Annotated in this window: 19 protein-coding genes; 6 read left to right on the plus strand and 13 right to left on the minus strand. The window is 68.6% G+C overall.

Going from position 1 to position 25,103, the window contains the following annotated elements; genetic code table 11:
* The first annotated feature begins 242 nt into the window (after positions 1–242).
* Entirely contained in the window at positions 243–4,943 is a 4,701-nt protein-coding gene (locus WC815_23045; protein MFA5911665.1) for a DEAD/DEAH box helicase, read from the plus strand.
* A gap of 81 nt (positions 4,944–5,024) precedes the next feature.
* Here WC815_23045 and fdhD read toward each other — a convergent pair whose 3' ends face one another.
* Positions 5,025–5,843 (minus strand): formate dehydrogenase accessory sulfurtransferase FdhD, encoded by an 819-nt coding sequence (fdhD, locus tag WC815_23050; GenBank protein MFA5911666.1) that lies wholly within the window; start codon positions 5,841–5,843, stop codon positions 5,025–5,027.
* Positions 5,844–5,850: 7 nt separating this feature from the next.
* The gene (locus tag WC815_23055) at positions 5,851–6,855 is read right to left on the minus strand and encodes a TerC family protein (protein ID MFA5911667.1); all 1,005 of its coding nucleotides are present in this window, start codon (positions 6,853–6,855) and stop codon (positions 5,851–5,853) included.
* Between the two features lie 96 nt (positions 6,856–6,951).
* Here WC815_23055 and WC815_23060 point away from each other — a divergent pair, with 96 nt between their 5' ends.
* Positions 6,952–7,452: a YajQ family cyclic di-GMP-binding protein gene (locus tag WC815_23060; GenBank protein ID MFA5911668.1), complete on the plus strand. Its 501-nt coding sequence runs from the start codon at positions 6,952–6,954 to the stop codon at positions 7,450–7,452.
* Complete coding sequence (locus WC815_23065; protein ID MFA5911669.1) at positions 7,436–8,203, plus strand: pseudouridine synthase; 768 nt, start codon at positions 7,436–7,438, stop codon at positions 8,201–8,203. Before WC815_23060 ends, WC815_23065 begins: the two co-directional genes overlap by 17 nt.
* Here WC815_23065 and WC815_23070 read toward each other — a convergent pair.
* Positions 8,170–9,156, minus strand: a complete 987-nt coding sequence (locus WC815_23070; GenBank protein ID MFA5911670.1) for a magnesium transporter — start codon at positions 9,154–9,156, stop codon at positions 8,170–8,172. The two genes, WC815_23065 and WC815_23070, sit on opposite strands and share 34 nt — an antisense overlap.
* Before the next feature lie 94 nt (positions 9,157–9,250).
* Between WC815_23070 and WC815_23075 the strand changes: the two genes are divergently transcribed.
* A complete protein-coding gene (locus WC815_23075; protein ID MFA5911671.1) occupies positions 9,251–10,153 on the plus strand; it encodes a hypothetical protein in 903 nt (300 codons plus the stop codon).
* A gap of 76 nt (positions 10,154–10,229) precedes the next feature.
* Here WC815_23075 and WC815_23080 read toward each other — a convergent pair whose 3' ends face one another.
* Positions 10,230–11,057 (minus strand): NAD(P)-dependent oxidoreductase, encoded by an 828-nt coding sequence (locus tag WC815_23080; protein MFA5911672.1) that lies wholly within the window; start codon positions 11,055–11,057, stop codon positions 10,230–10,232.
* Positions 11,058–11,101: 44 nt separating this feature from the next.
* Here WC815_23080 and WC815_23085 point away from each other — a divergent pair, with 44 nt between their 5' ends.
* Entirely contained in the window at positions 11,102–12,334 is a 1,233-nt protein-coding gene (locus WC815_23085; protein ID MFA5911673.1) for a Zn-dependent hydrolase, read from the plus strand.
* Between the two features lie 106 nt (positions 12,335–12,440).
* Here the strand turns inward: WC815_23085 and WC815_23090 are convergent, their stop codons facing one another.
* The 9 genes from WC815_23090 to WC815_23130 all read right to left on the minus strand — a co-directional run bounded on the left by WC815_23090 (position 12,441) and on the right by WC815_23130 (position 22,342).
* Positions 12,441–12,752: a twin-arginine translocation signal domain-containing protein gene (locus WC815_23090; protein MFA5911674.1), complete on the minus strand. Its 312-nt coding sequence runs from the start codon at positions 12,750–12,752 to the stop codon at positions 12,441–12,443.
* Between the two features lie 220 nt (positions 12,753–12,972).
* Positions 12,973–13,476, minus strand: coding sequence for a hypothetical protein (locus tag WC815_23095; GenBank protein ID MFA5911675.1), 504 nt, complete (start codon positions 13,474–13,476; stop codon positions 12,973–12,975).
* Positions 13,477–13,480: 4 nt separating this feature from the next.
* Positions 13,481–14,227, minus strand: a complete 747-nt coding sequence (locus tag WC815_23100; protein ID MFA5911676.1) for a succinate dehydrogenase/fumarate reductase iron-sulfur subunit — start codon at positions 14,225–14,227, stop codon at positions 13,481–13,483.
* The gene (locus WC815_23105) at positions 14,224–16,041 is read right to left on the minus strand and encodes a fumarate reductase/succinate dehydrogenase flavoprotein subunit (GenBank protein ID MFA5911677.1); all 1,818 of its coding nucleotides are present in this window, start codon (positions 16,039–16,041) and stop codon (positions 14,224–14,226) included. Before WC815_23105 ends, WC815_23100 begins: the two co-directional genes overlap by 4 nt.
* A 73-nt stretch (positions 16,042–16,114) precedes the next feature.
* Positions 16,115–16,918: a hypothetical protein gene (locus WC815_23110; GenBank protein MFA5911678.1), complete on the minus strand. Its 804-nt coding sequence runs from the start codon at positions 16,916–16,918 to the stop codon at positions 16,115–16,117.
* Between the two features lie 139 nt (positions 16,919–17,057).
* Positions 17,058–19,067 carry a PBP1A family penicillin-binding protein gene (locus tag WC815_23115; GenBank protein MFA5911679.1) on the minus strand — a complete coding sequence of 670 codons (2,010 nt, stop codon included), beginning with the start codon at positions 19,065–19,067 and terminating at the stop codon, positions 17,058–17,060.
* Positions 19,068–19,221: 154 nt separating this feature from the next.
* Entirely contained in the window at positions 19,222–21,642 is a 2,421-nt protein-coding gene (locus WC815_23120) for a tetratricopeptide repeat protein (protein ID MFA5911680.1), read from the minus strand.
* Positions 21,643–21,722: 80 nt separating this feature from the next.
* A complete protein-coding gene (locus tag WC815_23125; GenBank protein MFA5911681.1) occupies positions 21,723–21,953 on the minus strand; it encodes a (4Fe-4S)-binding protein in 231 nt (76 codons plus the stop codon).
* Positions 21,950–22,342: an OsmC family protein gene (locus WC815_23130; GenBank protein ID MFA5911682.1), complete on the minus strand. Its 393-nt coding sequence runs from the start codon at positions 22,340–22,342 to the stop codon at positions 21,950–21,952. Before WC815_23130 ends, WC815_23125 begins: the two co-directional genes overlap by 4 nt.
* Before the next feature lie 261 nt (positions 22,343–22,603).
* Between WC815_23130 and WC815_23135 the strand changes: the two genes are divergently transcribed.
* A complete protein-coding gene (locus WC815_23135) occupies positions 22,604–25,015 on the plus strand; it encodes an ABC transporter permease (protein MFA5911683.1) in 2,412 nt (803 codons plus the stop codon).
* Positions 25,016–25,103 lie beyond the last annotated feature (88 nt).

Below are 25,103 nucleotides of genomic sequence, written 5' to 3' on the forward strand. Positions count from 1 at the left end.
TCGGTCCGCGCCAGTTTGAGTGATTCGATCTGCCGCACCAGTTCGGGGTCGACCTTGGGGCCCTTGTCTTTCGCGACCTTGCGGCTTTCCTCGAGTTCGTCCATGCGCTCTTGCAAGCGCGCTTCAGCGTCAATAAGGCCTTCGCCAGCGTCACCCATGTAGCCGCTCATTATATCCTCAAACACCGATGGCGGAGCCAATACCAGGGCCACAAGTGACGCAGATGACACAGAATTAACCTGGTGGCCGACACACTCCAATCCCACTTTCATCCGGCCGTTGCGGAGTGGTTTCGCACCGCGTTTTCCGACGCGACGACGCCGCAGAAGCGCGGGTGGCCGGCGATTGCCCGCGGGGAATCCACGCTGATCCTGGCGCCCACGGGCAGCGGCAAGACGCTGGCGGCGTTCCTGTGGTCGCTCAATCGCCTGATGTTCGAGCCGGTGCCGGACGCGGCGGCGCGGTGCCGGGTCCTGTACATTTCGCCGCTCAAGGCCCTGGCCGTGGACGTCGAGCGCAACTTGCGGGCGCCGCTGGCCGGCATTTCGAACGTGGCCGCCGGGCGCGGCGAGGCGTTCCATCCGCCGGCGATTGCCGTGCGCACGGGCGACACGCCCGCCGCCGAGCGGGCGAGGTTCCAGCGGACGCCGGCCGACATCCTGATCACGACGCCGGAGTCGTTGTTCCTCCTGCTCACCTCGAACGCGCACGCGAGCCTGCGGTCGGTCGAGACCGTGATCATCGACGAGATTCACGCGCTGGTGGCCACCAAGCGCGGCGCGCACCTGGCGCTGTCGCTCGAACGGCTGGAACGGATCGCCGGCCGGCCGCTGCAGCGCATCGGGCTGTCGGCGACGCAGCGGCCGCTGGAGGAGGTGGCGAAGTTCCTCGGTGGCGCCTCCCCGAAAAGGGCCACCACGTCCGCCTCCGCGGGCGCTGGCCCGCTACGGCGAGACCGCGCCGTAGCCCGCAGTGCAAAGCGAGCGGGCGAAGGCGGGAAGGTCACAAGGAAGGACACGAAGCAGACCTCTTCATCAAAGACAGATTACGCAGATTCCGTGCACGACGAATTTGAAGACGATCACGCCGTCACCTATCGGCCGGTCACCATCGTCGACGCCAGCGCGCCGAAGAAGCTGGCCATCACCGTGCAGACGCCGGTGGAAGACATGGCCGCCATGGGGAAGCCGGCCGAACCGCGGAGCGGCCCGGCGTCGCGGGGCCCGGTGGCGCAATCGATCTGGAGTTCGATTCACCCCGCGCTCATCGATTTGATTCGATCGCACCGGTCGACCCTGCTGTTCGTCAACAGCCGCCGCCTCGCCGAGCGGCTGGCGGGCGCGCTCAATGAGCTGGCGGGCGAAGCGCTGGTGCGCGCGCATCACGGCTCGCTGGCGCGGGCGCAACGGACCGAGATCGAAGACCTGCTCAAGGGCGGGCACCTGCGGGCGCTGGTGGCGACCTCGTCGCTCGAACTCGGCATCGACATGGGCGCCATCGACCTGGTGATCCAGATCGAGGCGCCGCCGTCGGTGGCGAGCGGCCTGCAGCGCATTGGCCGCGCCGGCCACTCCATTGACGAAGTCAGCGAAGGGATCATCTTCCCGAAGTTTCGCGGCGACCTGGTGGCGTGCGCCGCGGTCACCGCGGCGATGCGCGGCGGCAAGGTCGAGTCTTCCCGCTACCCGCGCAACCCGCTCGACGTGCTGGCCCAGCAGCTGGTGGCCATGGTGTCGATGGAGCCGTGGGTGGTGGACGACCTGTTCCGCGCCGTGCGCGCGGCGGCGCCGTTTGCGGAGTTGAGCCGCACCATCTTCGACGGCGTGCTCGACATGCTCTCGGGCCGCTATCCGTCGGACGACTTCGCCGAGCTGCGGCCGCGGCTCACGTGGGACCGCGTCAACGGCGTCGTCACGGGGCGGCAGGGCGCCAAGCGGGTGGCGATTGCCAACGCCGGCACCATTCCCGACCGCGGGCTGTACGGCGTCTTCCTGTCCGGCGCGGAGAAAGACAAGGCCCGCGTCGGCGAGCTGGACGAAGAAATGGTGTTCGAGGCGCGGGCCGGTGAAACGTTCCTGCTCGGCGCCTCGACCTGGCGCATCGATCAGATCACGCACGATCGCGTGCTGGTCTCACCGGCGCCGGGCCAGCCGGGCAAGATGCCGTTCTGGAAGGGCGAAGGGCCGGGGCGGCCCGTGGAGCTGGGCCTGGCCATCGGCAAGCTGGTGCGCGAGCTGCGCCGGCGCCCGCGCGCCGAGGCGCTCGCCTCGCTGCACCGGGACCACGGACTCGATCCGTTGGCCAGCGCCAACCTGATGCAGTACCTCGACGATCAGCAGGCGGCCGCCGGAGCCGTGCCCGACGACCGCACGATCGTGATCGAGCAGTCGCGCGACGACCTCGGCGACTGGCGGGTGGCGGTGCTGTCGCCGCTCGGCAGCCGCGTGCATGCGCCGTGGGCGATGGCCGCCACCGCGCGCATCCGCGATGAGGCCGGCGTCGATGTCGAGGTGATGTGGTCCGACGACGGGTTCGTGGTCCGCTATCCGGATGGCGAACGGTTGCCGCATCCGTCGTTGCTGCTGCCCGACCCGGACGAGGTCGAGCGCCTGGTGGTGCGGCAGCTCGGGTCCACGGCGATGTTCTCGGCGCGGTTTCGCGAGGCGGCCGGCCGCGCCTTGCTGCTGCCGCGCCGGCGCCCCGGCGCCCGCGCGCCACTGTGGCAGTTGCGCAAGCGCGCCGCGGATTTGCTGGCCGTGGCGGCGCGCTTCGGATCGTTTCCGATCATCCTCGAGACCTATCGCGAGTGCCTGCGCGACATCTTCGACCTGCCGGCGCTCACCGACATCCTGGCGCGCGTGCGCAGCCGCGCCATCCGGGTCGTGCACGTCGAGTCGGCGACGCCGTCGCCATTCTCCACCTCGCTGCTCTTCGGCTACGTCGCCAACTACATCTACGACGGCGACGCGCCGCTGGCCGAGCGGCGCGCCCAGGCGCTGTCGGTGGACCAGTCGCAACTGCGGGAGCTGATCGGCGACACCGGGCTGCGAGACCTGCTCGACGCCGGCGCGCTCGAGTCGCTCGAGGCCGACCTGCAGCACCTGCCGGAGCGCTTCCACGCGCGATCGACGGATGCGGTGCACGACCTGCTGCTGCGCCTCGGCGACTTGTCGCCCGCCGAGATCGGCGAGCGGAGCGCGCCCGGCATTGCCGGCACGGCCATCGCCGACCTCGTCGCCACCCGCCGCGCCATCGAGGTCGGTGTCGCCAGTGAGCCGCGGCTGATTGCCGTCGAGGACGCGGCGCGGTATCGCGACGCCGTCGGCACGCCGCTCCCGCCCGGCCTGCCCGACGCGTTGCTGGAACCCGTCGACGATCCGGTCAGCGACCTCGTCCGGCGCTATGCCCGCACCCATGGGCCGTTCGTTGGCCAGGACGTCAGCGCGCGCCTCGGACTGGGCATCGCGGTGGTCGATGGCACGCTCGCGCGCCTGCGCGCCGCCGGCCGCGTCGTTGATGGCGAGTTCCGCCCCGGCGGCCGCGGCCGCGAATGGTGTGACGCCGAGGTGCTGCGCAGCGTGCGCCAGCGCTCGCTCGCCAAGCTCCGCCAGCAAGTGGAGCCCGTCGATGCCGGCGCGCTCGGGCGCTTCCTGGTCCGCTGGCACGGCCTGTCGCGGCCGCGGGCCGGCCTGGATGGCCTGCTCGACGTGATCGAGCAACTGCAGGGCGTGCCGCTGGTGGCGTCCCTCCTCGATCGCGAGGTGCTGGCCGCGCGCGTGCGCGATTACACACCGGCCATGCTCGACACGCTGATGGGCGCCGGCGAGGTGACGTGGGTCGGCGTCGAGCCGTTGGGCGAACGCGACGGGCGCATCGCGTTGTACCTGACGGATCACGTGGCCACGCTGCGGCCGCCGGAAGGGCTCGACGCCGCGCGCCAGCAAGGGCTCGCTGAACGCGACGCGCACATGATCGCGTTCCTGCGACGGCATGGCGCGTCGTTCTTCGGGCCGCTGCACGAGGCGGCCGGCGGCGGCTTTCCGCAAGAGACGCTGGATGCCCTGTGGGACCTCGTCTGGAAGGGCCTGGTCACCAACGACACGCTCCACGCGCTGCGGGCCTATGCGGCGCCGCCGGAACGCGCGCGGCGCCACGGCCGGCCGCCGTTTCGATCGCGCCGGCTGGTGCCGCCATCCGCGGAAGGGCGATGGACGCTGGTCCCCTCGGCAACCAGCACGCCGACGTCGTGGGCCACCGCCATGGCCAGCCAACTGCTGTCGCGCCACGGCGTGGTGACGCGCGACAGCGCCGCCCTCGAACAACTGCCGGGCGGCTTCTCCGCGATCTATCCGGTCCTCCGCCGGCTCGAGGAAACCGGCCGCATCCGCCGCGGCTACTTCGTGGCCGGATTGGGCGCGGCCCAGTTCGCGCAACCGGGCGCCATCGATCTGCTGCGCGACGCGCGGGATGCCGGTGACGAGGACGTCACCGTCACGCTGTCGTCAACGGACCCCGCGAATCCGTATGGCGTGCTGATCCCATGGCCTGAGCAGACCACCCAGCGGCCTGCCCTGAGCGACGCCGATTCGAAGACGGGGCGGAGTCGAAGGGCCGGCGCGCGCGTCGTGCTGGTCAACGGCCTGCTGGCCGGCTGGATTGGACGCGGCGATCGCCTACTGCTGGTCTCGCTCCCCGCCGATGAACCGGAGCGATCGCGGACCGGCCGCGCGCTGGCGCGCGAGCTCGTGCGTCTCGCCCGGCACGCGCCCGAAGGCCGGCGCGGCTGGCTGATCGAGGAGATCAACGGGCAACCCGCGGCCACCGACCCGGCGAGTCGGTTCCTGCTCGAAGCGGCGTTCACCGCGACAGGCATGGGGTTGCAACTGCGCGTCGCCAAGCGCCCGGCCGGGCAGGACCCGGACGACGAGTCGCCGGATGCCTGATGGCGACACCATCTTCCGGACGGCGCGCGCCATCCACTGGTGTCCGACCTGCCAAAAGGGATGATTGGGGTCAGGCCGTGGTCAGCCGATTCGCTGCGGATGCGTGTAGATATTAAAGGTGGCGCCGCGGACGAAGCCGCAGAGCGTGATGCCGGCCTGGTCCGCCAGGTCGATGGCGAGGCTCGACGGCGCCGACACCGCGGCAATCAACGGCACGCCGGCGAGCAGCGCTTTTTGCACCAGCTCGAACGACGTGCGGCCCGACACCAGCAACATCCGCTCGTCGAGCGGGTGGTGGCCGGCCAGCAGCGTGCGGCCCACGATCTTGTCCACCGCGTTGTGACGGCCAACGTCCTCCGCCGACAGTTGCAGCGCGCCCGACCGATCGAACAGGCCGGCCGCGTGCAGCCCGCCGGTTGAATCGAACACCGCCTGCGCCGGCCGCAACCGGTCCGGCAGCGAGGCGATGACCCCGGCGGCCACCGTCCACTTCCCCGCCACCGCCGAGACTCGCGCCTGCAACGACTCGATGGTGCGGCGGCCGCACAGGCCGCACGACGCCGTCACCATCACCTGGCGCCGATCCCCAAGCCGCGCGCCGAGCCGCTCCACGGCGTCACCCAGCACGGTCACGTTGATGGTGTTGCCGCGCCCCTCATCGTCGGCATCCGCGCAGTACTCGATGGCGCCAATCTCGTCGACGGTGCGAATCACGTCTTCGGCGAGGAGGAAACCGGCGGCCAGGTCGCGGTCGGCGCCGGGCGTGCGCATGATCACGGCGAACGGCGACCCGTTGACCCGAACCGCCATCGGCTCCTCGACCGCGACGCGATCGGTCACCGGCTCGGATTGGCCCGCGCGATGGATGACGACGTCCCGGATCCCGGGTTGGTTAGGCACTCTGGCCCTAGTCTACGGCCTTGCGCCGATCGACGATCAGCGACGCCACAATCGAGCCGCCGACCAGCGAGCCGATAATCGCGAGCGACCAGCCGATCGGGAAATGCCCGTCAAAGGCCTGGTTCAGCCAGATCATCTTGAGGCCAATGAACATCAGCACGCCGGCCAGCCCGAAGCGCAGCAGCGTGAACCGGGCGACGGCGCCGGCCAGCACGAAATAGAGCGACCGCAGGCCCAGGATCGCGAACACGTTCGACGTGAACACGACCAACGGCTCCCGGGTCAGCGCGAAAATGGCGGGGACCGAGTCGATGGCGAACACGATGTCGCTCATCTCGATCGCCATCAGCGCGAGAAACAGCGGCGTGGCGTGCCAGCGCCCGTCGATGCGCGAGAAGAAGTTGTGGCCGTCGAAGTCCTTGCTCACCGGCATCAGGCGATGCGTCAGCCGGACCAGCGGGTTCCGGGCCGGATCCATCTCGTCGGACCCGCTGCCCAGCATCTTGATGCCGGTGAAAATCAGGATCGCGCCGAACAGAACGATGACCCAGTGGTAGGTGAGCAGCACCGCGCCCAGGGCGATAAAGGCGGCGCGGAAGATCAGCGCGCCGAGAATGCCGTAGAACAGCACGCGATGCTGGTAGGCCGACGGCACGCTGAAGAAGGTGAAGATCACCACGAACACGAACATGTTGTCCACCGACAACGTGTATTCAACGACGTAGCCGGCGAGGAATTCGAGGGCCACCTGCCACGCCGACGCCGCCGGGTCGAAGCCCGGCACGGCCATCAATCGCGGGTCATTCGCGAACGCCGACGACGCGTAGTAATAGAGGAGGACGTTGAACACCAGCGCCAGCGAGATCCAGATGACGCTGAACTTGGCGGCTTCGCGAATCGTGAGTTCGTGGTCTTTGCGGTGAAACACGCCCAGGTCCACCGCCAGCATCGCCAGGACGAACAGCACGAAGACCGCGTAGAACCACCAGTACTCCGCGAGCGGAAAGAGCATCACTCTTCCAGCGTACGTGCCGCCGCGGCTTCGAATAACTAGGTATTTTCGTCCGCGATCGACGGCATGAGCGAAGGGTTGCGATAGGATCGAGTCATGGCCAGCACCTATTCGTTCGACGTCACGTCCACCATCGACCTGCCCGAGGTGGACAACGCCGTCAACCAGGCGCGCAAGGAAATTGCCCAGCGCTTCGACTTCAAGGGATCGTCCGCCGCGATCGACGTCGACGCGAAGGCCAACACCCTCACCCTCACCGCCGAAGACAACTTCAAGCTCGAGTCGGTCTGGGACGTCCTGCAGACCCGGCTGATCAAGCGGAACGTGGCGGTGAAGAACATGAAGCGCGAGGAGATCCTGCCCGCCGCCGGCAGCACGGTGAAACAGGTGATCACGATGCAGCAGGGCATTCCCAGCGACGCCGCGCGCGAGATCGTCAAGCACCTCAAGGACCTGAAGATGAAGAAGGTGCAGGCCCAGATCCAGGCCGACCAGATCCGCGTGACCTCCGCGTCCAAGGACGAACTCCAGGACGCCATGCAGGCGCTGCGGGCGAAAGACTTCGGCGTGGCCCTCCAGTTTGGCAACTACCGTTAAGCGGGGACACGTTCCGCTCGAGCGCGCCGTCTCCAAGCTGGGGCTGGCGAGCCGGACCGAGGCGCGGGCCTTGATCGCGGCCGGCCGCGTCACCGTCGATGGAGCCGCCGTCACCAACCCGGCCAGGCTCGTGGTCCCCGAACGCGTGGCAATCGCCATCGACGGCGCCGCGTCGCGCCCTGCCCGCCCCCTCACCATCGTCCTGCACAAGCCGCGCGGCGTGGTGACCACGCGATCGGATCCCGAGGGCCGGAAGACCGTGTTCCACCTGCTGGCGGAGGTCCCCGCCCGGGTCATGCCGGTGGGCCGCCTCGACCTGGCCACGAGCGGACTCCTGATCCTCACCAACGACACGCGATTGGCCGACTGGCTCACCGACCCCCGCTCGGCGGTGACGCGCGTCTACCTGGTCACGGTGAAGGGCCGGGTGGATGACGCCACCGCGCAGCGCCTCGTGCGCGGGGTCACCGACGATGGCGAGCGGCTGGCGGCGGATGCCGCGGAAGTCAGGAAGGCGTCGTCACGCGAGAGTCACCTGGTGCTGACGCTGACCGAAGGCAGGAATCGCGAGGTCCGGCGGATGCTCGCCGCCATTGGACATCCGGTCACGCGCCTGCGGCGCGTCCAGTTCGGCGGACTCGAACTCGGCACGCTCGCGCCGGGCGCGTGGCGCGAGGTCGGCCCCGACGAATTGCGCCGCGCCTTCCCCGGCCGGCCTCAGCCGAGAAAGCGCGAGCCGAGCCCGAAGTAGAACAGCAGCGTGGCGACGTCGGCCGCGGCCAGCACGACGGGACCCGCCGCAATGCGCGGGTCGGCCTTGACGGCGCGCAGGATGGCGGGGAACGCCACGCCCAGCAGGCACGCCACCACCATCGACAGCGCGATGGCCGCGAAGATCGCCGCCGCCACCGCCGTCTCGCCTCGCCACACGATGACGACGCCGCCGACCACGCCGCCGCACGCGAGCGCGAGCAGGGTCGCGGTGCGGAACTCTTTCCAGAGCGCCGCCAGCAACCGCTTTGGCACGAGGGGGCCGTCAGTGAAGCTCTGCAAGGTGAGCGTCAGGGCCTGCATGCTCACGCTTTCTCCGAGGGCCAGCACGATCGGGATGAACAGGGCCAGCACCACGACGTTCCGGAGCAGCTGTTCGAACTGGCTCGCAATGAAGGCGGCGATCAGCCCGCCGCCGATGTTGCACAGCAGCCACGGAAACCGATCCTTGAAGGCATCCCAGGTGGATCGCTGCGCCGTGCCGTGCACGCCAATCAGCTGGAAGATATCGTCGTAGGTCTGCTTCGCGAGATCGATCACTTCGTCCGTGAACAGGCTCACGTCGACCACGCCCAGGAGCTGGCCCTTCGGGTCAACCACCGGGAAGGCCAGCAGCCGCCGCGTCGCGAAGTACTCGCTGGCAATCAGCACCGTCGCCCAATCCGGGATGGCGACGACGTTCTCGGCCATGATCTCCGATACCTTCCGATCCGGCTCGGCCGTGAGCAACCGCCGCGTGTTCACCACGCCCACCAACCGCTGGTCGGCATCGACGACGTAGAAGTAGTGGATCGAGGTGGCGGACCCCGCCGTCCGAATGGCCCGCAGCGTCTCATCGATGGTCTGGTCCGGCGACAGCACGACCTGCGGTGGCCGAGCCAGCGGGAGTATGGGCTCGTGCAATTGGGCGGCTGACAGCTGGACAGCAGGCATGTCCTACAATATTCGGGATTTCCGGCCTGTTGCCGAACTGTGAAGAAATATATTGAGTCCGGGAGGCCGGCCCGATAAATAATCGGAAACGAATATGACTTACAACACTCACTTGAAGGGCGCGGCACTGGCCGCGGTCTGTGCGGTCACTCTCGTCGCCTGCGAAGGTGGGATGCCTGCGCCCACGTCTCCGAGCGCGGTGGTTGGCTCCGGCGGCGCCGCGAATGCTGACGGCACCATCGTCAAGGCCACGACCCCGGCCGGCCTCGCTCCCACCGCCGACGCCACCGGCGTCAGCCTGACGCCGACCCTCGTCGCGCAGCCGGGCGTCGGGCGGTTCCAGACGCGGTCGCTGGCGCATCGCTTCCAGATCAGCACGTCGGACACCTTCGACCCGATCACGCAGTCGGGCATCGGCGCCCTCGACAGCCAGGGCATCATGCGCTTCGTCGTGCCCACCGCGCTCACCACCGGGACCAAGTACTACTGGCGCCTCCGCGTCGAGGTCGATGACCAGCCCGGTTCGTGGTCGGCCACGCGGGCCTTCACCACCACCGGCACGGTGGCGCCGACCGTCCGCCCCGACGTCCCCGGCGAGAAGCGCACGCCGAACCCGGCGGCCGGCCAGCGCTTGCCGCTGCCCGACATGCGCGGCGAGCTGGCGAAGTTCAACAACGCGAGCGAGTCTTGCCCGCGCGGCCTCAAGTACGTGAACAACCCGTGGCAGGACCGCGTGATCGACCACTTCCGCACGTTCGACACGCGGTGGGGCTACAACGCCAAGCCGACCAAGACGGCCGCCGACAACAACGGCGTCGCGGTGGTGGCGGCCGGCGACGAGGCCGCCTACAACTACAGTTCGGATACCGACCAGGGCACGACGCAGGTCCACCTGGTTGACATGCTCGTGCAGCACTGCGGCACCCCCACGGTGGGCTGGCGCGTGTTCACGGGTGAAGAGCCCGGCCGCTGGACCGGCGCCGGCCGCTTCCAGTAGAACCGATCACTCAAGCGGTCGTTCGGTCGTTCGTCAATTCAAGAGGGGCAGGTCTTCGGGCCTGCCCTTTTTCTTTCTACACGAAGAAGTCCGGCATCAAGTCCTCGTCGCGGACGTCCGCGCCGCGGTAGCGCGACAGGTCGGTCACACCCGCACCGCGCAGCACCTCTTCATCGATCAGGAACTGGCCGGTGAGCGCGCGGCTGGGCTGCGTGAGCACCCAGTGCGCCGCGTCGGCCATGATCTGCGGCGAGCGCGCGTGCTTGCGCGCCGCCTGCCCGGCGATCAGGCGGATTGCCTCGGTGTCGATGGTGGTCCTGGGCCAGAGCGCGTTCACGGCAATGCCCTGCGCGCGGAACTCCTCGGCCATGCCGAGCACGCACAGCGTCATGCCGTACTTCGCCATGGTGTAGGCCACGTGCGGGGCGAACCACTTGGCCTGCAGCGTGGACTGCAGCGGCGGCGCGAGGTTGAGCACGTGCGGGTTCGACGATTTCGCCAGGTGCGGCAGCGCCTTTTGCGTGCACATGAACGTGCCACGGGTGTTGACCTGGTGCATCAGGTCGAAGCGCTTCATCGGCGTGTCGAGCGTGGCCGTGAGGCTGATGGCCGAGGCGTTGTTCACCAGGATGTCGATGCCGCCGAATCGCTCGACGGCCGCCGCGATCGCGGCCTCCACCTGCGCCTCGTCGCGGATGTCCACCGCCACCGCCAGGGCGTGGCCGCCGGCCCGCTCCACATCCGCGGCGGCGGTGTGGATCGTTCCCGGCAACTTCGGATGCGGCGCCGTCGTCTTGGCGGCAATCACGACGTTGGCGCCGTCGGCGGCGGCGCGGAGGGCAATGGCGTGGCCAATGCCGCGGGAGGCGCCGGTGATGAAGAGCGTGCGGTTGCGTAAGGTCATGGCTGGGCTCATTCTAGCGGCCCTTTCGTTATACTCTCGCCGTCATGAGCGCACGAGACGTCATCGCCAACCTTCGCGAACTGGCCGCCCTCACCTCCACGCCCGCCGGCGCGCAGCGCCTCGCGTGGGGGCCGGTGTGGCGGGAGGCCAGGCAGTGGTTCAACGGCAAGCTGGCCACGCTCGGCATCGAGCCGGAAATCGACGCCGCCGGCAACAGCTGGGCGACGCTGAAGGGCGCGAGCGACCGCACCGTGATCGTCGGCAGCCACCTGGATTCGGTGCCCAACGGCGGCTGGCTCGACGGCGCGCTCGGGGTGATGACCGGGTTCGAGGCGCTGCGGATGTTCAAGGACCAGCGGCCGCCGGTCACCCTCAAGGTGGTGGACTGGGCCGACGAAGAAGGCGCGCGCTTCGGACGCAGCCTGCTGGGATCATCGGCGGCAAGCGGCAGCCTGACGGTCAGCGAGGTCGAGCACCTGGTGGACAAGACCGGCACGCGGCTGGCTGACGCGCTGCGCGAGAACGGCGTCGAGCTGACGCGGATGCACGAGTCGCGGGCCTACCTGAAGGCGATTGACGCCAAGGCGTACCTGGAGCTGCACATCGAACAAGGCCCGGTGCTCGAGGCCTTGAACAGGCCCACGGGCGTGGTGCTCGGCACCTTCGGCGTCGAGCGGCACCTGCTGCGGTTCACAGGCCAGGCGGCGCATTCGGGCTCCACACCGATCCCGATGCGGCGGGATGCGTTCCTGGCGGCGGCCGAAAGCGCGCTGGCGTTCCGTGAGATTGCGACGCGACACACCACGCCGGAGGCGCGGGTGGTGTGCACGGTGGGCACCGTCAAGGTGGAACCGGGCATTGTCACCGCCGTACCCGGCGTGTGCGAGATCTCGCTGGATCAACGCGCGCTCGACGCCCCGGTGCTGGCGCGGATGCTGGCCGAGGCGCGGGACGCGGCGGCGCAGGCCGCGACGCGCAACAACGTCAGCGTGGACTGGAAAGCCGTGTGGCGCATTGAGCCGCGACCGTTCGATCCGCGGTTGATTCAGCTCTGCACCGAGGCCGTGCGAGAGGTGACCGGCGACGCGCCCCAACTGCCGTCGGGGCCGCTGCACGACGCCGCCGAGATGGTGCCGCACATGCCGGTGGTGATGATGTTCGCCTACTCGTCGAACGGCCTGTCGCACTGCCGGGAAGAGGACACCCCGGAGCCGCACCTGGAGAAGACGATTGCGGCGTTCCTGCGGCTGGTTGAAAAGACGGTTGCCAGCGCCTGATCTTCTTTTGTCCGCAGATTACGACATCCAGCCATCCACCAAAAGCAAAACGCCCGGCCCCCTTTTTCGGGAACCGGGCGTCAGCGGAATCGTGGCGCTACGGAAGTTATTCTACGTAGCTGTAACCGCAGTTCTCGCACACCCACATGCGGCCCTGCTTATACATGTTGTAGGCGCACTGCGGGCAGACCCGGTATTCGCGGCCCTCGGCGTCCACCAGCTTCTTCTCGCCGTCCTTCTTGTCGTCGTCCGCGAACGGATCCTTGGGCTCGTCCTTCTTCTTCTCGTCTTCGGGCTTCTGCGGCGCCTGCTGCGCGAGCGCAGGAAGCACGGACACACCGATGGCGGCCGCAAACATCGCGGAGCCGCGCAGGAAGCTGCGGCGATCGAGGCCCGAACCGTTCAGATTATCGAACATGGACGCTGGTCTCCCTGAAGTCGTATTGCCTACGGCCATCGGGCTAAAGCCCGGACTTTCAACAGTATAACGCGACAGAAAAAAACCGGGTGAGGACATGACGGCTTACCGACATTGCCCCACCCGGTGCTTCCCCTCTGTCGTTGTGACGAGAGAATACGAAATTCCCATCCAAACGGTTGTAATCATTTGTCTTTCGGATGGGACGTGTGCTGTGCGCCTATTCCAGCATCACCGGCGCGGTGCGTTCCTCGTCGGTGTTCATCAACTCCGGATGCCGCTGGAACAACCGCGCGCACGCATTCCACCGCAACACCGCGTCGTCGTTGTCGGCCGGCTTCACCGCCTCGGCGCGCTCGAAGGATTTCATCGCTTCGCGCAGCCAGTCGCCCGCCGGCAACGCCCGGCCCGGACTGCCCTTGCCCAGCAGCGCCCGCGCCCGCCGCTCGGCCACCAGGCCGCCGAAGTAGGCGCGCTCGTACTCCGACGGCAGCTTCGCCACCAGGTCCCGCGCCCGGCTCACGGCCTTGCCGTCCTGGTGCGGGAACGAGTCAGTGAGGGCGAGGATCAGCATCCGCACCGCCTCGACGTTGGTCGGGTCGGCGTGGAGCACGTCTTCGCAAATGCTTTGGGCCTCGTCCGGCTCGTTGAGCAGGCGATACCGTTCGGCCTTCGCCAGCGCCGACGGAATGGCGGACGTCGATAACCGTTTGAACTCGAACATGGCCTTACCCCGTGATCATTCGCAGTAACCGCGTCACCGGATCGTAGAACCGATCCACCACGCGCTCCTTGAGCGGGATGATGGCGTTGTCGGTGATGTGGATGTGCTCCGGGCACACCTTGGTGCAGCACTTGGTGATGTTGCAGTAGCCGATGTTGTTCTTGTCCTTGAGGTCACCCAGCCGGTCGTCGGTGTCGAGCGGGTGCATCTCCAGCGCCGCGGAGTAGACCAAGAACCGCGGGCCGATGAACTCCTCGTGCTTGTCGTGGTCGCGCAGCACGTGGCAGACGTCCTGGCACAGGAAGCACTCGATGCACTTGCGGAACTCCTGCACGCGGTCGATGTCGCGCTGCGCCATGCGCCAGGTGCCGTCCGGGGCGTCGGCCTGTCGGGGCTTGAACTTCTTCAGCCCCTTCTTCACCCGGAAGTTCCACGACACGTCGGTGACCAGGTCCTTGATCAGGGGGAACGTGCGCATCGGCTCGACGGTCACCGGCTGGTCCAGGTTGATCGAGTTGAGGCGGCTCATGCACATCAGGCGCGGCTTGCCGTTGATTTCCGCCGAGCACGACCCGCACTTGCCGGCCTTGCAGTTCCAGCGGCAGGCCAGGTCGGGGGCCTGCTCCGCCTGGATCTTATGGACCGCGTCGAGCACGACCATGCCTTCGGAGATCTCGGTCGTGTAGTCGGTGAACGCGCCGGAGCCGCCGCCGGGCTCGCTTCGCCAAATCCGAAAGGTGGCCTGGCTCACTGCTTCTGCTCCTCGATGACCTGCTTGAGCTCCGCCGGCATGTCCGCGATCGGGATGCGCGCGACCTGCATCGAGCCGTCCGCCGACCGCTTGGTCGAGATGTTGAAGGTGCCGAACTCCGCGACCTTGTCCGGGTAGTCTTCGCGGAAGTGGCCGCCGCGGCTTTCTTTGCGCTCGATCGCCGAGCGCGCGATGGCCTCGGAAACATCCAGCAGGTTCCGCAAGTCGATGCAGGTGTGCCAGCCGGAGTTGTACTCGCGGTGACCGTCGATGCCGGCCCGCGAGGCCCGCTCGTTGAAGCCGGCCAGCTTCTGCACGGCCTCTTGCATCTCCGCTTCGTTGCGGACAATGCCAACCAGGGCCTGCATGGCCTCCTGCAGATCCTGTTGCACCTTGTACGGGTTCTCGCCGGCGGCGCCGCGCTCGAACGGCGCCAGCGACGCCTTCATCGCTTTCTCCACCGCCCCATCGTCCACCTTCGGCGCCGAGCCCTTGCGGGCGTGCTGCGCGGCGTACTCGCCCGCCCGCTTGCCGAACACGATCAGGTCCGACAGCGAGTTGCCGCCGAGACGGTTGGCGCCGTTGATGCCGGCCGCGCACTCCCCCGCAGCGAACAGGCCGGGGATGGTGGACTCCTGCGAGTCCCCATCCACCTTGATCCCGCCCATGATGTAGTGCGTCGTCGGGCCGATCTCCATCGGCTCCTTGGTGATGTCGAGGTCGGCCAGCTCCTTGAACTGGTGGTACATGCTCGGGAGCTTGCGCTTGATGTGCTCCTCGGCGTTGGGGATCCGCTCCTTGATCCAGGCGATGTCGAGGAACACGCCGCCGTGGGGTGAGCCGCGGCCGGCCTTCACCTCGCGGTTGATGCAGCGGGCCACGTGGTCGCGGGTCAGCAGCTCCGGCGGCCGCCGGGCGGTCTTGTCCTGCATCACGTAGCGCCAGCCTTCTTCCGGATCCGACGCCGTCTGCGGTTTGTAGTTGTCGGGGATGTCGTCGAACATGAAGCGGCGGCCTTCGCTGTTGCGCAGCACGCCGCCTTCGCCGCGGACGCCCTCGGTGACCAGCAGGCCGCGAACGCTCGGCGGCCAGACCATGCCGGTGGGATGGAACTGCACGAACTCCATGTCGATCAGCTGGGCGCCGGCGCGATACGCCAGTGCGTGACCGTCGCCGGTGCCTTCCCAACTGTTGCTGGTGATCTTGTAAGCGCGGCCGATGCCGCCGGTCGCCAGCACAATGGCCTTGGCGCTGAAGACGTGGAAGCGCCCGCGCTCGCGGTCGTAGGCGAGCACGCCGGCGGCGCGTCCGTTGTCGAGGATCAGCTCGATCACCGTGTGCTCCATGTGCACGGTGACGCCGAGGTAGGTGGTGTGATCCTGCAGCGTGCGGATCAACTCGAGGCCGGTGCGATCGCCGACGTGGGCGAGGCGCGGATAGCGGTGGCCGCCGAAGTTGCGCTGGAGGATCTTGCCGTCGGGCGTGCGGTCGAACACCGCGCCCCAGGCTTCGAGCTCGCGAACGCGGTCCGGCGCCTCCTTGGCGTGGAGTTCCGCCATGCGCCAGTTGTTCACGTACTGGCCGCCGCGCATGGTGTCGGCGAAATGGACCATCCAGTTGTCGCGGTCATCGACGTTGGCCATGGCCGCGGCCATGCCGCCTTCGGCCATCACCGTGTGCGCCTTGCCGAGCAGCGACTTGCAGATCAGCCCGACCGAGACGCCGGCGTTGGCGGCTTCGATGGCCGCGCGCAGTCCCGCGCCGCCCGCCCCAATCACCAGGACGTCGTAGGAGTAAGTGGCGTGCGCCGCCATTACAGGGACCTCACACTAAGGACCGCGGTCGCGACAACGGAACGGCCGCACCGGGATGCGTTGAGTCGCACCATTAAAAGAGCCTCAGATCGGTGATGATGCCCATCGAGCAGAGGCGCACATACACATCCGCGCCCATCACCGAGAACAGGCTGCACCACGCGAACAGCTGGTGCCGCACGTTCAGGCCGCTCACGCACGAGTAGGCCATGTCGCAGACCGGCGACTTCGAGATCTCATCCTTGCGTCCGCCGACGACGTGGCGCAGCACGTGGCAGCCCCAGGTGTAGCTGGCGAGCAGGCAGACGTTCACGGCCAGCACGATGGTGCCGACGCCGATGCCGAATTCCACGGCGCCGGTGGCCGGGTTGGTGAACCACAGCGCCTTCCACACGTCCCACGCCAGGAGCACGATAAAGACGATGGCCACCCACATGAAGAAGCGGTGGACGTTCTGGAGGATCAGCGGGAAGGAGTTCTCGCCGCGATAGCTCTGGCGCGGCTCGCCCACGGCGCACGACACCGGGTCGGCCCAGAACGCCTTGTAGTAGGCGCCGCGGTAGTAATAGCAGGTGAAGCGGAAGCCGCCGGGAAACGGCAGGATCAGCAGCGCCGGTGAGAACGGCATCACCGCCGGCCACCAGGCCGGCTTGGGGCCGAACCACGCATGCGGCGAGCTGCCCCACAACTCCGGCGCGTAGAACGGCGAGAGGTATGGGCCAAAGTGGTAATGCTCACCCTGGAAAGCCGCCCAAGTGGCGTAGACGACGAAGGCCGAGAGTCCGAGGAAAACGCCGAGCGGTGCTGCCCACCACGTGTCTTTGCGGGACGTTTGCCCGAAGCCACGGTGGACGGCCGTTACCGGAATCACCTGCATGAGGCCGCCTCCGAGTGTCGATGTAGCGTCCGGCTTCAGCCGGACCCGATCGACGTATGAAGAACGGCCTAAGCCTAGCCGCAGACGCCGGAGATATCAACTAATCAGAGCCACCGATGACGCCGAACTCTCGATTCGCTCAACGCACGTCGCCCAAGGGGGCCGAGTGCAACGGACACAAGTCGGGTGCGCGGCCGACGGCCACCAGATCGTCATAGACCTCGCCGGTCAGCTCGCAATACTCGGTGGCGAGTCCGCCTGACCCCTTGCATCGCCGAATGCGGCTGATGCCCGCGGGCGCCGCCATCCACTCCGCCTTGTTGCCGGTGGTCGCCGCCTTCATGAAGCCGGCCCATGCCGGCACCGCGACCACGCTCGCAAAGCCGCGGCGCATGATCGGCTGCGGACGGTCGTAGCCCATCCAGACGCCCGCGGCCAGCCGCGGCGTGAAGCCCACGAACCACGCGTCCGCATGGTCGTCGGTGCTGCCGGTCTTGCCGCCGGCGGGCAGGCTGAACCCGTTCTGCCGCGCGTTGTAGCCGGTGCCGTGGCTGATCACGTCGGAGAGCATCGACGCCATCAGGAACGCCGTCGACTCGCTGAACACGCGCCGGCCCTGCTCGTTGGCGCGGAAGAGCACGTGTCCATCCGCGTCTTCGATCCGGCGGATGATCACGGGCGGCTGCAACACGCCGGCGTTGGCAAACGCGGTGTAGGCCGACGTCAGATCCAGCAGGCTGACCTCGCCGGTGCCGAGCGCCAGCGACGGCACCGCCGGCATCTCGCTCAGACCCATTCGCGTGGCCAGATCGATGGTGGGCCGCAGCCCGACGCGCTGCATCAGGTGCACCGCGGCGCGGTTGCTGGAGTGCACCAGCGCCGAGCGCAGCGTGGTGGATTGCAGTTCGTGCTCGCCGGCGGGCAGATAGGCGCCCTGCGCGGAATCAACGGACTCATCCAGCCCCTCGATGGTGGTGCCCGGCGAGAAGCCCGCTTCGAGCGCGGCGGCGAACACGAATGGCTTGAAGGCGGAACCCGGCTGGCGCTTGGCGCTGGTCGCGCGGTTGTACGAGCTCTCGGCGAAGTTGCGGCCGCCGACCAGGGCGCGCACGTAGCCGGTCGCCGGCTCCATGGCCACCAGCGCCGCCTGCAGCGGCTCGCCGGCCTTCTGCTTCTTGTCGATTTCCTTCAACCGCTTCATCACCGCGTCTTCGGCGAAGCGCTGCACGTTGGTGTCGAGGGTGGTGTAGACCCGGAGGCCGCCGGCCAGCGTCTTCTCGATCCCGAACTGGTGATAGAGCTGTTCGGTCACCAGGCTCACGAAATACGGGCCCGGCGTGACGCTCGTGGGATCGATCGCGGCGCGCTGCGCCGCGGTGGCGAGCATGGTGGTCATGGGCGTGGCGATGGCCGTGCCGAAAGCCGTGGCGTCGATGTGCCGCACCGCCAGCATTTGCCGGAGCACCCAGTCGCGGCGATCGCGGACGCGCCCCGGCGTCCGGCGCAGGCCGAAGCCGGACGGCCGGCTGATCAGCGCCGCCAGCGTCGCCGACTCGGCGGCGTTGAGCCTGGATGCCGGCTTTGCGAAGTAGCCGCGCGCCGCCGCCTCGACGCCGTAGTAGCCGTCACCGAAATAGACGTGATTGAGGTACGCCTGCAGGATCGCCTGCTTGCTGTACTTCGCCTCGAGACGATGGGCCAGCCAGACCTCGCGAAGCTTGCGGCCGTAGGTCCGCGACCGATCCTGCACGGCGGCGCGCGCGAACTGCTGCGTGATGGTGCTCGCTCCCTGCGAGATGCGCCCTGCACGGAGGTTCTTGATCATCGACGCCAGGATGCGCGGCCGGTCCAGGCCGTCGTGCTCGTAGAAGTGACGGTCTTCGGCGACCAGCACGGCGCGAACCAGGTCATCCGCCATCTCTTCCAGGGCCACCGGAAGGCGGTGCTCACGGTAGAGCGCCGACAAGGGCCGGTCCTTCGAGTCGTAGATGAGCGTGGACGCGGGACCGGGGTCCAAGGTCAGGCGTGCAGTGGCGCGGTCCACGTCGGCCTTGATCTGCCAGATCGTGTACGCGGTGAAACCCGCCGCAATGCTGAGGACGAGGCCGAGGATCCGCGCGACGTTGCGCGGCGACAGGCACGACATCATGATTTGCACATTTCTCTCGATGCGAGAGAGAGCAAACGGGATGCCGGGAAAATAGGGGGCCTAGGGGTGCGAAGGGTGCCTGGGGTGCCTAAGGTGGGTGCTTAGGTGCTTAGGTGCCAGGGTGCCTAAGGTGCCTAGGGTGCTTGAGTGCCGGCTAGCGAACGCCGCGGGCGCCGTAGTAGCGGAACGCCGCCCAGTATGACGGGTGCATATGGCCGCGCTCGTCGCGCATCACGCGCTGCGCGCGGGCGAGGGCTGCTTCGCGGGCGCGGCCCTGCGTCAGGCTCAACTTGAAGAGGTCGGCGAGCTCGTCCGTGGCGCGTTCCGCCGGCGTCCACAGCGAGACGATGGCGCCGCCCGGCATCGCCGCGCCCACCAGCTTGGCGTTGGCCGGACCCGGGTCGGCGGTGGTCGGGAACAACTGGCCGACGCTGCCCGGGGTGCCCGTGCTGCCGGTCCACGCCGCGGCGGCGGTCACCGACGGCGCGAACACCATCGGCTTCCAGTCCACGAGGTATTGCCAGGTGGTTCGGCCCGAGGGGTTCCGCACCAGCGCGCTGAACGGCAGGTCTTCGAGCGGGCCGTCGGGAATGATCAACAGGCGATCGGCCTTGATGGCCGCGTCTTCGAACTGCCCGAACAGCAACGCGAACAGCGCCCGGCCGTCGGCCACCAGCGGCGCTTCGTAGGCCGCGGCGCTCGACCGCGTCTGGACGCGCTCGCCGAACTTCTGGATGCGATCGGCCAGCGCCTCGCCCTTCTCGTCGAGCCGATACACGCGGATCGGCGTGTCGCGCGTCGCCACGAAGGCATAGGCCCCCGCCGGCTGCACGCTGAACGACACCATCAGCGTGCCGGGCTCGACGCCGCGCTTCAGCGCCTCGAGCGGCGCCATCGCGGGCGGGCCTTCTTCAACCGTGCCGCGGGCGCGGCGCAGGCGTTCGTGCATGCGATCGAGCAGCGTGAACGCCTCGCCGGCATCGCCGCGCTCGGCGAGAATGCGAAGGGGGCTGCCGTAATACGCCTGCACGCGCGACACCAGCTGCGCGCGCGCCTCGAGCGTGCCCTGCGGGCGCGCCGTGCGCGATTGTTCGAGCAGGGTCACCGCCTCGCGCAGGCGGCGAAGGCCTTCCTCGGGATCCCCGCGCGCCACCAGGAAGTTGCCGAGCTCGTGGATCACGTTGACGTGATCGAGCGAGCCGGGCGACACCCGGCTCCACGCCTCGACCGATCGCTCGAACGCGTTACGCGCCGCAATCGGATCGCTCCCCATCGAGGTGACCATCGCGATCCGCTCGAGCGATTCGGCGACGTCGGTGGAGTTGGCGGCGAGCTTCTCCCGAATGCCCAGCGCCTCGCGGTGCAGCACCAGCGCTTCGTCGTAGGCGCGGGCCGCTTCGCGGGCCAGGCCCAGTTCGGTGGCGGTGGCCGCGACCAGCAGGCTCTGCGGCACTTGCGCGCGGCGCAGCTCGAGGGCTTCACGCGCCGCGGCCGTGGCGGCGTCGGGGCGTCCGCGCATCCGCTCGATGCGGGCCAGGCTCGTCAGCAGCGACGCCATCTCGAGCGGCGGCGCCTGCGAGCGGCGCAGGTCAACGGCGGTCTTGAGCTCGGCGCCGGCGTCGGCCATGCGGCCCTGCTCGAGCAGCACCAGGCCGAGGTTGGCGTGGGTGGTCCCGAGGTCCTCGGGTGCGCCCTTGCGCGACGTCTTGATGGTGAGCGAGCGCCGGAACATCGCTTCCGCGCCCGTCAGGTCGCCGCGGTTCATCTGCAGGATGCCGAGGTTGGTGAGGATCTGCGAGACCTCGAGGCTGTCGGGCCGCTGCGCTTCGTAAAGCTTGAGCGCGACTTCGTAGAGCCCTTGCGCCCGCGGCGCCTGGTTGCGCGAGGCCGCGACCACGGCCAGCGCGTTCGAGACGCGGGCGTAGTCCACGGTGTTGCGCTGCGAGGTTTCGAGCACGGCGAGGCTGCGCGAATAGAAGCGATCGGCGCCTTCCAGGTCCTTCCGGCGGACCGCGGCGTCGCCCATGATCTCGCTCAACTGCGCTTCGCGCGGCGAGCCGGGCTGGATCTTCGACACCACTTCGAGGGCGCTGGCGTAGGCCTGTTCGGCGCGCGCGGCATCGTTGCGCGCGGTGGCGGCCCGCGCGACTTCCATCAGTGCGTCGGCATATTCGGGGCTGGCCGGAGCGCCGGTGCGAAGGCGGGTGACCGCCACTTCGATCCAGCGGTCGGCGTCCGCGGGGCGCTTGTCGAGACGGGCGACGTTGGCCATCTTGAAGGCCAGCCGGCCCAGGTCCCGATCCTCAGGGCCGTTCTGGGTGCGGAGCCCGGTGGCTTCCTCGAACGCCGATCGCGCGGCGCCAAGCATGTTGGCTCGCACTTCGATGTCGCCGAGCAGTTCGAGCCGCCGCGCCCGCTCGCCAGGATTGCGCTCGGCCGGCGCATCGGCCACTTGCGCCAGCATGCGATCGAGCTCAATGGCCAGGTCGGAAGGAATCTGGGCGTGAAGCTGCCCGATGCTGACCCATCCGGCAACCAGCCCGATGGCCAGGAAAAGGCGTGCCTTAGTGTGCATCGGTAGGAGAGTATACGGCGAAATGGGGTCGGTTGAGGCCCTATCCACCATATATGGGGCAGGCCGCGTGCACGCGAGGCCTAGACGGCCCCGCCGACCCGCTCGCACGACAGCGCGCCAGACGGGCATTCCTCGACCTGCCGGATGATGGCGTCGGTGGCATGGCCGACCAGGACCACCCACGGCCGCCGCCGCGGATCGAACACTTCCGGCATGCCGTGGAAGCAAATCGCCGAGTGCACGCAGAGCGACGGCTGCCAGATCACCGTGACCTCGCCGTTGGTGTAGCGCTTGATGACGTCCCTGGTCATTGCGGCGCCTCCGAGGTCTGGATCACCACCTCCCCGGTCAGCGTGCGGTGGACCGGGCACTTGTTGGCGATCTCGAGCAGCCGCTGGCGCTGCTCCGCATCCAGCTCCCCGACCATCACGATCTTCCGGGTGATGGCGTACTTGCCGTCAGCAGGCCCGCCGTTCAGCGTCACGCGCACTTCGCGCAGCGGCCAGCCCTTGCGGTCCGCATACAGGCGCAGGGTCATGGAGGTGCAGGCGCCGAGGGCGGCCAGCATGAACTCGTGCGGTTCGGGCCCGGTGTCGGCGCCGCCTTTCCCGGTTTCCTCGTCGGCCCGCAGCCGGAAGGCGCCGATGGTGATGTCCTGGCCCAGCTTGCTGGCGTCCGAAACGACCTCTACGTCACGCATGCACGGATACTACTTCGAGGAACCTTCGTCCGCCCACACGGACGATTGGGGTCACACGGATGATTGGGGTCAGGTCTGGGATGATTGGGGTCAGGTCAAGAAAATCACACTCGGGGGGGATTGGGGACAAGGCATGCTCCGTCCCCGACTATCCCTTAGTGTGATTTTCTTGACCTGACCCCAATCATCCCCCCCAATCATCCCCCAATCTTCCCAATCCATGCCGGAACCTCTCAAGCGGTGATTCGTCCTCTTACTAGGATGGCCACCCTGTTCAACGACCTCCGGATCGCCTTCAGGCAGCTCACCCGGCGGCCGGCATTCACCGCCACGGCCGTGCTGACGCTGGCGATCGGAATGGGCGTGAACACGGTGGCCTTCACCGTGGTCAACGCCCTGCTCTTCAAGGGCTCGGCCACCAGCGGCCACCCCGACGTGGGCCGCATCGTTACCACGCCGGGCGGCGACGAAGGCGGCTACGGGTCGCTGCCGGACTACCAACGCTTCGCGGACGCGACGCGCGGCTCGCTCGACCTGGCGGCCGAAGGCCGCGCCTCGCTGGCCTGGCGGCACGACGGCTCATCCGACACGGCATGGGTCCTGTTCGTGTCGCCCAACTACTTCTCGATGATCGACGCGCCGATGATCGCCGGCCAGCAGGTCGTCTCGAAGGCCAACGGCGGGCCGCCCGCGGTGGTGATCGGTGAACGCTTCTGGCGCGAGAAGCTGGCCGCCGCGTCCCTGGCCGGCCTCACTCTTCGCCTCAACGACATCGACGTCAGCGTGGCGGGCGTGATGTCGGGCGACTACACCGGCCCGGCCGGGATCTACTCGCCCGACGTGTGGCTGCCACTGGACGACGTGGTGCTGTTCGGCTTGTCGCCGAAGTTGCTGGCGCGCGACACGCGATGGCTGTTCCTGCTGGGCCGGCTCGACGCCGGCGCGAGCCTCGCGGTCGTCCAGGGACAACTCGACGCCGCCGTCGCCGGCATGGCCCGCGACTGGCCCGGCTCGCATCGCGAGCGCGGCGCGCGGTTCCGGATGCTGCGCGACGGCAACAGCGAGCTGCGCGGCGTGGCCGCCGGCGCCGCCATCGGCATGGGGCTGATCGGCCTGGTGCTGCTGCTCGCCTGCTTCAACGTCGCCAACCTGCTGCTGGCCCGGGCGGTGGAGCGCGAGCGCGACATGGGCATCCGCACCGCGCTCGGCGCGAAGCCCTCGCGCCTGTTGCGGCTGGTCGTGACCGAAGGCTTCGTGATCGCTGCGCTGGCCGGCGTGCTGGCGCTGGTGCTGGCATGGTGGACGCAGTCGATCGTCAGCACGTTCGCCATTCCCATCGAGCAACCGCAGCATCTCGACTTCACGCCCGACCGCACCGTGCTCGCCTTCATCGCGCTCATTGTCTTGATCGCCGGCGTGCTGCCCGGGCTGTGGCCGGCCATCGCCGCGGCGCGGGTGGACGTGCTGCGCGTGCTCGGGTCGCAGGGCGGCAACGCCGCGAGCGGACGGCCCTCTTCGCTGCGCCGCTGGCTGGTGGGCGCGCAAATCGCCGGCTCCACCGCGTTCCTGGCGTTGGCGGCGCTGTTGATTCAGTCGTTCGCCTACCTCGCCGACGCGCCCATGGGTTTCGCGCGCGATCGGCTCGTGGTGGCGGAGTTCGAGCCGGCGTCCAACGGGTTCGACGCGGACGCGTCGGAACGCTACGTGACCGCGCTGCTGGCGCGCGTGCGGGCGCTGCCCGGCGTGACCGATGCGGCCGTCGCCGACCGCGTGCCGTTCTTCATCGGCTTCGAACGCGAGACGCCGGTGTGGCCCGACGGCGGCGAGTGCGACGCCGGCAACTGCCCGAAGGTCGCCACGCTGGCGGCCGGGCCGTCGTACTTCAAGACGATGGGGATTGGGATGGTGGCGGGGCGGGAGTTCACCCCGGCAGACGGAGCATCGGTGGCGGTGGTCAGCGCGGCGTTCGCGAAGCAGCAATGGCCGGACGGCCGCGGCGTGGGCGAGACGCTGCGACTGGGCGGCCGGGCTGCCGCCGTGACCGTGGTCGGCATCACGGCGACGCACCAGACGCGCGGCCTGGATCGGGAACGGCCCACGCTGTATCTCCCGGTGGGCCGCGAGCAGTTCGAGGGCGCGCTGACCGTGGTGGCGCGCACCGCCGACGCGCCGGCGCCGATCGTGCGGGCCTTCGCGGCAGCGGCGCGCACCGTGGACCCGAAGGTGTCGATGTTCGCGGTGAAGACCATGGCGCAGCGGATGGCGGTGCAGCTCTGGCCGTTCCGCACGGTGAGCTGGCTGTTCTCGATGTGCGGAGGCCTGGCGTTGATTCTCGGCACCGTGGGCCTGGTCAGCGTGGTGATTCACGCCGTGAATCGCCGGCGCCGCGAATTCGGGGTGCGCGTGTCGGTGGGCGCCACGCCGCGCGATTTGATCGCCGACGTGCTGCGCGGCGCCGGCCACCTGTTGGTGCCCGGTCTGATCGTGGGGGTGATGCTGTCGGCCGCGCTCGCCCGCGTCGCGCAGGCGGCGTTCATCGGCGTGAACGTCCTGAACCCCGCGACCTACCTCGGGGTGGTACTGCTCCAGTGCGCGATCGTCGGGGTGGCGTGCCTCGCCCCCGCGTTACGCGCGTCGCGCGTGGATCCGCTGGTCGCGTTACGGTCCGAATAGACGGCCACAGAGACACAGAGAATTTCCTTTTCTTGAAATACAAGAACAAAAGGTCTTCTCTGTGTCTCTGTGTCTCCGTGGCAAATTC

It is taken from the genome of Vicinamibacterales bacterium (assembly GCA_041659285.1).
GTDB lineage: Bacteria > Acidobacteriota > Vicinamibacteria > Vicinamibacterales > UBA2999 > 12-FULL-67-14b.